10 protein-coding genes and 1 pseudogene are annotated in these 10,619 nt (G+C 58.1%); 6 read left to right on the top strand and 5 right to left on the bottom strand.

Features of this window, described 5'->3' with window-relative positions; genetic code table 11:
• Positions 1-8 precede the first annotated feature (8 nt).
• Positions 9-227 (top strand): annotated as a pseudogene (locus EC919_RS12640) (acetyl-CoA C-acetyltransferase); the annotation flags it as partial.
• Between the two features lie 161 nt (positions 228-388).
• On the opposite strand, the gene EC919_RS12635 reads toward EC919_RS12640, so the two are convergent.
• Positions 389-970: a hypothetical protein gene (locus tag EC919_RS12635; RefSeq protein WP_133774369.1), complete on the bottom strand. Its 582-nt coding sequence runs from the start codon at positions 968-970 to the stop codon at positions 389-391.
• 58 nt (positions 971-1,028) lie between these two features.
• Positions 1,029-1,622 carry an Ig-like domain repeat protein gene (locus EC919_RS12630; RefSeq protein ID WP_133774367.1) on the bottom strand — a complete coding sequence of 198 codons (594 nt, stop codon included), beginning with the start codon at positions 1,620-1,622 and terminating at the stop codon, positions 1,029-1,031.
• A 384-nt stretch (positions 1,623-2,006) separates the two neighbouring features.
• On the opposite strand from EC919_RS12630, the gene EC919_RS12625 reads away from it, so the two are divergent.
• Positions 2,007-2,816, top strand: coding sequence for an AraC family transcriptional regulator (locus EC919_RS12625; RefSeq protein ID WP_133774365.1), 810 nt, complete (start codon positions 2,007-2,009; stop codon positions 2,814-2,816).
• 230 nt (positions 2,817-3,046) lie between these two features.
• Positions 3,047-3,940 (top strand): PA4780 family RIO1-like protein kinase, encoded by an 894-nt coding sequence (locus EC919_RS12620; protein WP_074890490.1) that lies wholly within the window; start codon positions 3,047-3,049, stop codon positions 3,938-3,940.
• 45 nt (positions 3,941-3,985) lie between these two features.
• Here the strand turns inward: EC919_RS12620 and EC919_RS12615 are convergent, their stop codons facing one another.
• Complete coding sequence (locus tag EC919_RS12615) at positions 3,986-4,366, bottom strand: hypothetical protein (protein WP_133774363.1); 381 nt, start codon at positions 4,364-4,366, stop codon at positions 3,986-3,988.
• A gap of 155 nt (positions 4,367-4,521) precedes the next feature.
• On the opposite strand from EC919_RS12615, the gene EC919_RS12610 reads away from it, so the two are divergent.
• A complete protein-coding gene (locus EC919_RS12610) occupies positions 4,522-4,719 on the top strand; it encodes a heavy-metal-associated domain-containing protein (protein WP_133774361.1) in 198 nt (65 codons plus the stop codon).
• A gap of 116 nt (positions 4,720-4,835) precedes the next feature.
• Here EC919_RS12610 and EC919_RS12605 read toward each other — a convergent pair whose 3' ends face one another.
• Together EC919_RS12605 and EC919_RS12600 are read right to left on the bottom strand one after the other, a co-directional pair.
• Positions 4,836-6,695: an Lnb N-terminal periplasmic domain-containing protein gene (locus EC919_RS12605; protein WP_133774359.1), complete on the bottom strand. Its 1,860-nt coding sequence runs from the start codon at positions 6,693-6,695 to the stop codon at positions 4,836-4,838.
• Between the two features lie 72 nt (positions 6,696-6,767).
• Complete coding sequence (locus tag EC919_RS12600) at positions 6,768-7,256, bottom strand: DUF3015 domain-containing protein (protein ID WP_122535346.1); 489 nt, start codon at positions 7,254-7,256, stop codon at positions 6,768-6,770.
• A 280-nt stretch (positions 7,257-7,536) separates the two neighbouring features.
• Here EC919_RS12600 and EC919_RS12595 point away from each other — a divergent pair, with 280 nt between their 5' ends.
• Together EC919_RS12595 and EC919_RS12590 are read left to right on the top strand one after the other, a co-directional pair.
• Positions 7,537-9,969 (top strand): Lon protease family protein, encoded by a 2,433-nt coding sequence (locus tag EC919_RS12595; RefSeq protein ID WP_133774357.1) that lies wholly within the window; start codon positions 7,537-7,539, stop codon positions 9,967-9,969.
• A gap of 185 nt (positions 9,970-10,154) precedes the next feature.
• Positions 10,155-10,487 (top strand): hypothetical protein, encoded by a 333-nt coding sequence (locus EC919_RS12590; RefSeq protein WP_133774838.1) that lies wholly within the window; start codon positions 10,155-10,157, stop codon positions 10,485-10,487.
• The last annotated feature ends 132 nt before the right edge of the window (positions 10,488-10,619 follow it).

The raw sequence follows: 10,619 nt of genomic DNA, 5'->3' as shown, positions 1-10,619 counted from the left end.
CTGCTTAAGTGCTGTGCACCTTAAAGGCCTGGAAAGGCCCGGGTTACTGCAAAACCCGCCTGGGGTTGAATGCGCCGCTGGGATCGATTGATCGCAGCAAGCTGAATGTCAAAGGCAGCTCATTGCCGGCGGGTCATCCTTTTGCGGCGACAGGTGGCTGTATCGTCGCCAACCTGGCCAAGTTGTTGAGCGTGGCGGGGCAGGGCCGCGGACTCATCTCCCTATGAGCAGCGGGCGGGCAGGGGGTTACGGCGATACTTGAGCGGTGAGTGGGTGAGCAGGTGGCTGCTTTGGTTATAGGCTATCTCCCTCCGATCCAGATCGATGTCTGTCGTGGTTAATACGGTTGTCAGGACGCCTGTAGTGGATGAGTCGGTTGAGTTTCGGTTTAGCCAGCACCCACCTCAAGCGTCAGCAGGCATTGGTCAATCCAGAGTGGATCGTATGCACCGCTCAGAAAATCAATAGAAGTAATATTGCCCTGTGTAAAAGTCACTGTCTGCCAATCAGCCAACCTCTTAATCGCCTTGTCCTCAATCTGACCGTTGCCATAATGACAACGCCATGTCCCGTCGTTCTGATACAAAAAAGATAGGGTGATGGCCCGCAAGGCCTCGCTCATTTTTAGAGTCGCCGATAAGGTGATCCCTAAGACGCGAGTATGTTCACCTTGTTCAGATATGAGGAATTCATGGCCTTTAGCAGTTGAAAAAGCGATGTGGTCGGTGCTGAATCTGAATCCATAGGTGCCCAGGGCATAATTCTTGAAGTCTTGCACAACGTCTATATTGCTCGTTTGCGAAATGCTGTAAGGGGGTGAGGTTTCATCTACTTTAGCCCTAAGTTCGTGATTTCCTTTCGCAAGAGTAAGTTGACAAGTCCATGTACCATCGGTGGAGTCAACTGATGTGATGACTTTGTCGTTGTCGCTGATTTCGACAGAAGTGGTGTGAGTGTCTGGAGGTGTCATCTTCGAATCCTGATTTTATTCCGCGTAGGTATTTTTATTAGCAGGGTTAGCGAACAAATTAGCTGAACTCGAAGTCGTCTATCACTTCCCTGAAATGGCCAGACGTAACGTCGATTTCGATCAGGCTGATCGGAGTGGTACTGCTGAACTCAACTTTCCCGATTTTAGGGGAGAGAATCTCGCCTACGAAGAAACCACTGTTGTCATAATAGGTGATGCGGACGTTCTCGCTGTCTTCAAGTCGGAGGAAGGCAACAGACGTTGCCGGGGAAGCTGGAACTATTTCGATCATGGCCCCTGAATGTATAAGAAGGCAGTTTCGGTGCGTTGAATAGATCGAAATTTGTGCATCACCCTGCCGTAATGTGATTGCAGTCAACGTCTTAGGGTTTGTTACGGTTACATCTCGCACAAGCTCGCCAACGGGTATGTCTTCGAAGTCTTCCTTAATGGGTAGCTCCGACGCGCCTCCTACGACAGTATACTTTTCTGATGTGTTACCGCCGGCTCGGGCGGTGAAACTATGAATGCCTTCACTGAAGGGAGACACAGTGTAAGTCCAGGAGCCGTTTGCCTCTGTGGGTGCAGTGCCTATAACTTTTTCTCCGTCGAGAACTTCTACTTCGACGGAGCGGGCCTCATGAGTTGACATTCGCAAGTCCTTTTGATGGTTAGTTTCAGGTGTCCTGTCTCTGTATAGATCCGCGCTTGGTTTCTCGCAAATTCTGCTCAGACCCATTGGCGATAAACCCACTCATGGCTATCGCGGTTAAGAAACCGGCGAGCTCAAGTGCATTCGTGAGCTCACGAGCACGCGGGTAAGTTGCAGGCTGCATTGATGACCCGCGTAAGTATGTGCGAACCCTCCTGGATTTCCTGAACTCCCATGAGGCAAACACATCGATTGATCTGCAGCGAATGCGCGCCCGGTTCTAAGTGAACTCGATCCCCGACTCCACGCTCAATTCGGCTTCCGCCACTGGCAAAAGTCTGGAACAGGCGCGTAGACTTCTGTCTCCCGACACATGGCACGCATATGCCGAGCAACGGACACTGCCCATCGCGCAACGCCGAAACTCGGCGCTTGATTCCAACGCTGACCGACTTGCCTCGCCCGCTATACGCCAGAGCGGAAAGCCTGAGCGCGGGCTCGTGGACCCCGACGCATCGCCACGACTGGGTGCAGTTTTCCTACGCCATCAGTGGTGTGCTTGGGGTCCATACCCCGCACGGCAGTTTCTTTGCGCCGCCGCAGTGGGGCGTGTGGATTCCTGCCGGGCTCGATCATGAAGTCGTCACGTCAACTCGTGCCGAGATGCGCAGCCTCTACGTGCGCAAGGAAGACTGCACCTGGTCGCCGGACCGCTGCCGGGTGCTTGAAGTCACGCCACTCGCCAGGGAGTTGATAAAGACGTTCTGCCAGCTGCCGGCAGATTACCCGGACGTCGATAGCGCCGAGTCTCGTCTCGTTCAGGTACTGCTGGATCAATTGGCGAATTTGCCCGAGGTGGGTTTCTCGCTCCCACTACCTCGTCATCTACGCTTGCTGGGACTGTGTGGTGAACTGATCGAAGCGCCGGACCAAGCGATTACCCTTTATGACTGGGCGGCGCGTTTGAACATGTCGGAAAAAACCCTGACGCGATTGTTTCAGCGCGAAACCGGCATGAGCTTCCGGAGCTGGCGGCAGAGGGCGCGCCTGCTGTCGTCACTCAATGCGTTGGAAGAAGGGGTGAGCGTGACGAGCACAGCGCTTAACTGCGGTTACGATTCGACGTCGGCTTTCATTGCTGCCTTCAAAGGGCTTTTCGGGAGGACCCCTGGCGAGCTGTTTCGCGGACCATGAGCGAAGATTGTCTGGTCGGGTTATTGCCGCTCTTCGATAAACACTGCCATACAGACGACAGAGGGTCGGAATTATGCGTCGGCACGAATGCTGCTTGGCCATGTGGCGGGGATGTCGTGAGACAACTGGCATACGGTCAATCGAGCTGACCCCCTACTCGCTGGCAGAAGATTGCCGTATAACGAGCAACAATCGCGTGTTTGGCAACGAAGGACCCCCAATAAAAGCTGATGAAGACTCCTAAACGCATTGAACCCCTGATCGAAGACGGTCTGGTGGACGAGGTGCTGCGCCCGCTGATGAGCGGTAAAGAGGCAGCTGTTTATGTGGTGCGCTGCGGCAAAGAGCTACGCTGCGCGAAGGTTTACAAGGAGGCAAACAAACGAAGTTTCCGCCAGGCTGCGGAGTATCAGGAGGGCCGCAAGGTCCGCAATAGCCGTGATGCCCGCGCCATGGCGAAGGGGTCTAAGTTTGGTCGCAAAGAAACCGAGGACGCCTGGCAGAACGCCGAGGTCGCGGCGTTGTTCCGACTCGCGAGCGCGGGTGTCAGGGTTCCCAAGCCGTTCGACTTCCTCGAAGGCGTGCTGCTGATGGAGATGATCTGCGACGAATATGGCGACGCGGCGCCGCGCCTGAACGACGTCACGCTGGAGCCGGATCAGGCACGGGAATATCACGCGTTCCTGATCCAGCAAATCGTCCTGATGTTGTGTACCGGTCTGGTGCACGGTGACCTGTCGGAGTTCAACGTGCTGTTGACGCCGACCGGGCCTGTCATCATCGACCTGCCGCAAGCGGTGGACGCGGCGGGCAACAATCACGCATTCAGCATGCTGGAGCGCGACGTCGGCAACATGGCTTCGTACTTCGGTCGTTTCGCACCTGAACTGAAGCAGACGCGCTACGCCCGCGAGATGTGGTCCTATTTCGAGGCGGGTACTTTGTCCCCGGCGACTGTTCTGACCGGGGTGTTCGCTGATCCGGATGAGATTGCCGATGTAGGCAGTGTCTTGCGCGAGATCGAAGCGGCGCGCCTGGATGAAGACCGTCGCCAGGCGGGGCGTGCGGCGGACGATGCCCCACCGGGCAAAACCGAAGAGCCGCCTCCGCCCTGGATGCAATAATCGACAAAGAAAAACCCGGCTCAGGCCGGGTTTTTTCGTTGACGGCTAGTAATTCAAATCCGCTTTCTTCAGATACATCCCGTTGGGCCCGGACGCGAGGCGGTATTTCAAAACGTCACCCGCATTGATGTGCAGGCGCGTGTTGTTCTGCGCCTCAATGCCCGGCGAGCAGCCCGGCGTCTGGCCCGGCAGCACACGCAAGCGCACCGACAGGTCGCCGGCTGGCAAATTGAATGAGCGTGACTCTTCCTGGTACAGGCGGCCGACGAGTTGGTCCTGCATGAATATTCCGATTTCGCAGGAGGTGGAGACCTCCAGGCGCTCGCGGGAAATGATCAGCACGCCGTAGTCCTGATCGGCATGGGCCCAGGATGCGCACGCCAACAGGCCGGCGAAACCTGCAATACGAATGGCTGACCAGCGCATGGCTGATTCTCCTGATATGACGGTTGTAGGCGCACTCTGGCGCAGAGTGCGGATGAATGCCAGCCCGGCAGATGCAACGGAAACTTGACCTTGCCCCGACGGGAAGGTCTTAGATGGCGTTATCACACGTTTTCGATGTAAAGAGGAGTCAGCACATGCAGGTATTCAAGGTTCAAGGCATGACCTGCGCACACTGCGTGCGCGCCGTCACCAGCGCCATTCAGGGGCAGGACCCGACGGCGCAAGTGCAGGTTGATCTGGCGAACGGGGAGGTCAAAGTGCAGAGCCAGCTTGAGGCTGAGCAGATTGTGGAATTGATCGAAGAAGAAGGTTACGCCACGACGCACACATAGCAGGGCTGGCCTCTTCCCGGCTAAAGCCAGTCCTACAGAACCGTCGCGCGCATCGTAGGACCGGCCTCAGCCGGGAAAGCGTCAGGGGTCACACTAAAAAATCACGAGCGTGCCACTCAATAGTGATACCACTTCAGCTCCAGCATCACCTCATTCACCGGCGAGGTCATCTGGCTGAAATCCCGCTGCGCACTGAGCCGAAGCCCGAGGTTGCGCGACAGCTCCCATTGTTGATTGAGGCTGATGTTGCGCCGCACTTCGCCATTGGTGAAGTAATCGCCCTTGGTTTCCAGGCTGAAATTACCCAACGGATTGCGCCACAGCACGCCGGTATTGAAACCCGCCGCTGGCGAAATCAGTGCCGAGAAATCGTTATTGTGCTCAATCCGCACCGTTCCCATGGCGAAGCCCAGCACGTCATCCCCCAATTTCCACGTGCCACCGGCGCCACCGTTGACATGGCTGACCAGATTCTCGTCGCCGTGCTTGCCCAGCACCCGCTCAAGGCCGCCCGCCACTTGCCATGACCACGGTTGCAACAGCTCGTTGCGCGGTGTCAGCGAGCGGATGGTCGCCAGATCGAGCCGCTGCACCTGCCAATGACTGTCTTCATATTGGCGCAGCTTGAGCTGAAGGATCTCGATCTGCGCGCCCAGCGGGAAGCCGTACGCATTGTCGTTCAAATCGTGATACGCCATACGCAAGCCGTATTCGGCGAACGCTTTGTCATCACGCGTGCCGGCTCCCAGTTGCCAGGTCCGTGATTCATGCCCGTCTTCCGGCAGCCCCGGGCGTTCAATTTCCAGCGCAGGTGGCGGATTGGTGCTGATCGCACGCAGCAGGTCATAGCTGCGTTGCGCGCTTGTAGGGTCGCGCTCCTGCCCGTTGGCCCGATATCGCTCCAGCCTGTAGGCCGCGTCCTGAATTAAGGCACGGCGTTCCTTCGGCAGGGCGAGGTAGGTGTCGTTCTGCAGCTGCTTTTGATCGGCGCTCACTTTCAGCACCCACTGTTGCTCGTCGTGATTCAACGGCTCGGCACGGCTCAGCAGCTCGCGCTCCCTGGACGGGCGATACTCGATCTTCTCTACAAGCCCTGCCTCTTTGACCGCACGCACGGTGTCCGTGGGAATGGCCGTCAGACGAAACTGCGGCGTCAGGTCCAGGCTTGGACGAGCTACTTGGAGCAGCTCCAGCAAACGGTAGGAGCAGTTTTCGTCGAAGAAGAAATACCCGAAGCGGATCTGTTTGAGTTCCCACACGTGCTCGACCATGCGCCGGGTTTCTTCCGGCGTCAGATTGAGGCGGTATTCCCACAGATCACGGTTCTCAAGGCTACGGTACTCGGAGAGTTTTTCCTGATAAGGCACCAGCGCGAACAGACCGGGGTAGCCGCCCGCCAGGCCTTTCCACGCGTACAGAATGCTGTTGTCGGAACCCTCGATGTAGGCGCCGAAATTGATCGCGTAGCTGAGCAAGGCGGTCTTGTTGGCCTGCACGTCCGCCTGATCGATGCGCAGCAGCGTGTGGCCGAACATGGACGACGGGCTGTTGAGGTACGCTGCCGGGAAAATCAGCACGGTGCTGTCCGGGGCCACATCGGAAAACCATTTGTTGAATTCTTTGCAGTCGACCGCGGGCAGATCGGCCAGCTTCAATTCGTCGCGCAAAAAGCGCGTGCGAGACGGGTAAACGCATTGCGGGTGGCCGTTTTCCTGACCTTGGGTGACGGGGCGGTAGATCGCCTCAAGGGTCGCGGCCAATTCGGCTTTAGGGTCATGGGCGCCGTTCTGGGCGAGGAAGAACTTCGGGTCATCGACATAGCTGCGCCAGCCACCCAGCTTGCCGGCTTCGTAGTGGCCGATGGAGATCCAGAATCTGGAATTGGCCAGTTGCTGCAAACGATCATTGTCGACGTGAGTCGCGGCGTACAGCGGGGCGCAGACACAGAGCGCCAGCCAGGCAAGGCGTTTGAGCATAGATTGGCAACTAGTCAGAAATGGGCAGGGCGGAGAACCTGCCTTCCGGGGAGGAAGGCAGGCGGCACGACTTTAAGCTTGGGTCGCGTATTTAGCCAGAGTCGGATCGTTCTTCAGAACGTCGATGGTGTTGGTGTGAACATCTTCAGCAGTGGCGTCAGCCTTGGTGAAGATCTGCTGATAGTGCTCGTGGGTGACTGCGGCGAAATGCGCACGGTCTTCCGGTGCAACGCCCAACACGACCGCGTAGGTGGTCAGTGCTTCGCCTTGGCCCATGGCCATGTCTTTGGAGAGCTCATCCATCATGCCGTTCATGGCAATCCAGGATTTGCCGCCGTAGGTCAGCGCGCTGTTGGTGGAGCAGCCGTTGGTGCCCGAGGTCATGCCGAAGGTGGCGTTACCCGAAGTACCGTTGGTGGTGGAAGCGAGAAAGTGAGCGGGAGTACCGCGTTGACCTTCAAACAGCATGTTGCCCCAACCGCAGTCCGGACCGCCAGGCGCTTGAGCCATGGCGTTGATGGACACAGCGGCGAAGAGAGTACCAAGAAGAATCCGTTTCATAGCTTTAGTCTCTGTTGTTTCAACCAAGGGTCGGATTCCTGGCCGATAGGGCGCCAGGGCGGACCGGTTATTTAAATTGTTACCAGTCGCGCAAGTTGGAGTTTAGGCACGATATGAACGTTCCGTCAGCAATTGCAGATTGTTGCGTGTAATCCGCCTCCACCGGGTGTGTAGGACAGTTCCTCACATGGAAAAACGATCAGGTGGTTCATGCCTTGCCAGTGCGGTGCGGCGAGCGCCAGAATGCGCCCATCTGCCCCGCCTGATGTAAGGATGTCCGATGCCCGATTCTGTTGCTGCCAGCTTGCGACTTGCGCCTGAGGCGCTGACCCGTCCCTTTTCCGCTGAACAGTTCAGCTTCACGACAACCAACGATCTGGAACCCTTTCGCGGCGTGCTCGGTCAGGAGCGAGCGGTCGAAGCCCTGCAATTCGGCGTCGCCATGCCGCGCCCCGGCTACAACGTGTTCGTCATGGGCGAGCCCGGCACCGGCCGGTTCTCCTTCGTCAAGCGCTACCTCAAGGCCGAAGCCAAGCGCATGCAGACACCTTCGGACTGGGTGTACGTCAATAATTTCGACGATGCTCGGGAGCCGCGCGCACTGGAATTGCCACCTGGCAGCGCCAGCGATTTCATTGCCGACATCAACGGGCTGATCGACAACCTGCTGTCGACGTTTCCTGCGGTGTTCGAGCATCCGTCCTACCAGCAAAAGAAGAGTTCGATCGACCGCGCCTTCAATCAGCGCTACGACCGCGCCCTTGATGTCATCGAGCGTCTCGCGCTGGAAAAGGACATCGCGCTGTACCGCGACAACACCAACATCGCGTTTACCCCGATGCTCGAAGGCAAGGCGCTGGACGAGGCCGAGTTTTCGCAATTGCCGGAAGCCGATCGCGAGCGTTTTCATACCGATATTTCGACGCTGGAAGAGCGTCTGAATGAAGAACTCGCCAGCCTGCCGCAGTGGAAGCGCGAGTCCAACAACCAGATGCGCGAACTCAATGAAGAGACCATCATCCTCGCGCTTCAGCCGCTGCTCGCACCGTTGTCCGAGCAGTACGCCGAAAACGCTGCGGTGTGCGCCTACCTTCAGGCGGTGCAGGTCAACCTGCTGAAAACCGTGGTCGAGCAACTGGTTGACGACAGCAAAACCGACGCCCAGGCGCGCAAGCTGCTCGAAGAGCAATACTGCCCAAGCCTGATGGTCGGCCATTCCGCCAGCGGTGGTGCGCCGGTGGTGTTCGAGCCGCACCCGACCTACGACAACCTCTTTGGCCGCATCGAATACAGCACCGATCAGGGGGCGCTTTACACCACCTATCGTCAGTTGCGCCCCGGCGCGTTTCACCGCGCCAACGGCGGTTTTCTGGTGCTTGAAGCCGAGAAAATGCTCAGCGAGCCGTTCGTGTGGGACGCCCTCAAGCGCTCCCTGCAGTCGCGCAAGCTGAAGATGGAAGCGCCGCTGGGTGAGCTGGGTCGTCTTGCCACCGTGACCCTGACCCCGCAGACCATTCCACTGCAGGTCAAAGTCATCATCATTGGCGCGCGTTCTCTGTACTACACGCTGCAGGACCTCGATCCCGACTTCCAGGAAATGTTCCGGGTCCTGGTGGACTTCGACGAAGACATCCCGATGGTCGACGAGAGCCTGGAGCAGTTCGCGCAGTTGCTCAAAACCCGCACCTCGGAGGAGGGCATGGCGCCCCTGACGGCGGATGCGGTCGCACGCCTTGCCACGTACAGCGCGCGTCTGGCCGAGCACCAAGGGCGCTTGTCGGCGCGCATCGGCGACTTGTTTCAATTGGTCAGCGAGGCAGACTTCATCCGCAGCGTGGCCGGTGACGAACGCACTGACGCCGGCCACATCGAGCGCGCATTGAAGGCCAAGGCCACCCGCACCGGTCGTGTGTCGGCGCGGATCCTCGACGACATGCTCGCGGGCATCATCCTGATCGACACTCAGGGCGCGGCGGTCGGCAAGTGCAACGGCCTGACGGTGCTGGAAGTGGGTGACTCGGCGTTTGGTGTGCCTGCGCGCATTTCAGCGACGGTCTATCCGGGCGGCAGCGGCATCGTCGACATCGAGCGTGAAGTCAATCTGGGTCAGCCGATTCACTCCAAGGGCGTGATGATCCTTACCGGTTATCTGGGCAGCCGTTACGCTCAGGAATTCCCGCTGGCCATTTCCGCGAGCATTGCGCTGGAACAGTCCTACGGCTACGTCGACGGTGACAGCGCTTCCCTCGGCGAGGTCTGCACGCTGATTTCAGCGCTGTCGAAAACCCCGCTCAAGCAGTGTTTCGCTATCACCGGCTCGATCAACCAGTTCGGCGAAGTCCAGGCGGTTGGCGGTGTCAACGAGAAGATTGAAGGCTTCTTCCGACTCTGCGAAGCCCGGGGTCTTACCGGTGACCAAGGTGCAATCATTCCCCATGCCAACGTTGCCACGCTGATGCTCGACGAGCGCGTGCTGCAAGCCGTGCGCGCCGGGCAGTTCCATGTGTACGCGGTGCGTCAGGTGGATGAGGCGCTGAGTCTGTTGGTGGGCATGCCGGTCGGTGAGGCGGACGAAGACGGTCAGTTCCCCGATGATTCGGTGAACGGCAGGGTGGTGGACCGCCTGCGCGACATTGCTGAAATGCTCAGCGACGACGACCTCAAAGAGCTCGAAAAGGAGGCGCCACAATTACAGCCCGAGCTGAAAAGCTAGGCCTTTGACGTCAATGAAACGGGGCGCTTGATGGCAAAATGACCATTCGGCGCCCTTTTCGTTTTCGCGCTTTTCCAACGGGGTATTTGTTCGATATTGTCGGGTTGCAGCAGTTGTCAAAGGGACTGACGCGTTTCCCTCGTTGTGCGAAGGAGATGAATACTGCAATCAATGAGGAGCTCGCCATGCCGCGCAGCCTCTGTCTTACTCGCCAATGCCTGGGTCTGGTGACCCGAATCGAATGTGTCGTTCGCCCGCTGTCAGGCGATAAAGGAATGTGGACCTTATTGTTCGCTGCCGGAATGTCTGGCGAACAGCCCTCCGCACTCAAGGCTCAGGGACCTTTTCATGGACCGGTTGCTGCCGAATCGGTGCTTGATGCCATTGCTGAAAGCCTTGTGATGCATGGCTATCAAGCAGCAGAGGAAATCCCGATCTGGGGGCTTCACCTGCAGGGGGAACTGCGAAGAATCAACAGCGACGCCGCCCAGGGCCAGCGGACGTCTCCCGTCAACTGATACCTGGCGTTCGACGCGTCTGCATTTGCTTTCTGTTATCTGCGGATGCGGATGCGGATTCGTCGGGCGTCTGCGGCGCCTGATCTGGCGTTATTGTTTCAACTCTTTTCGCGGTGGGTTGTGCTAATCGGC

This window comes from Pseudomonas graminis (genome assembly GCF_004364335.1).
Taxonomy (GTDB): domain Bacteria; phylum Pseudomonadota; class Gammaproteobacteria; order Pseudomonadales; family Pseudomonadaceae; genus Aquipseudomonas; species Aquipseudomonas graminis_D.
The sequence above is the reverse complement of the archived record's forward strand: the minus strand, read 5'-3'. Positions and strand labels throughout refer to the sequence as shown.

Coding starts and splice junctions, on each gene's coding strand:
- EC919_RS12635 (WP_133774369.1), bottom strand. CDS start 970: ATGACACCTCCAGACACTCACACCACTTCTGTCGAAATCAGCGACAAC.
- EC919_RS12630 (WP_133774367.1), bottom strand. CDS start 1,622: ATGTCAACTCATGAGGCCCGCTCCGTCGAAGTAGAAGTTCTCGACGGA.
- EC919_RS12625 (WP_133774365.1), top strand. CDS start 2,007: ATGCCGAGCAACGGACACTGCCCATCGCGCAACGCCGAAACTCGGCGC.
- EC919_RS12620 (WP_074890490.1), top strand. CDS start 3,047: ATGAAGACTCCTAAACGCATTGAACCCCTGATCGAAGACGGTCTGGTG.
- EC919_RS12615 (WP_133774363.1), bottom strand. CDS start 4,366: ATGCGCTGGTCAGCCATTCGTATTGCAGGTTTCGCCGGCCTGTTGGCG.
- EC919_RS12610 (WP_133774361.1), top strand. CDS start 4,522: ATGCAGGTATTCAAGGTTCAAGGCATGACCTGCGCACACTGCGTGCGC.
- EC919_RS12605 (WP_133774359.1), bottom strand. CDS start 6,695: ATGCTCAAACGCCTTGCCTGGCTGGCGCTCTGTGTCTGCGCCCCGCTG.
- EC919_RS12600 (WP_122535346.1), bottom strand. CDS start 7,256: ATGAAACGGATTCTTCTTGGTACTCTCTTCGCCGCTGTGTCCATCAAC.
- EC919_RS12595 (WP_133774357.1), top strand. CDS start 7,537: ATGCCCGATTCTGTTGCTGCCAGCTTGCGACTTGCGCCTGAGGCGCTG.
- EC919_RS12590 (WP_133774838.1), top strand. CDS start 10,155: ATGCCGCGCAGCCTCTGTCTTACTCGCCAATGCCTGGGTCTGGTGACC.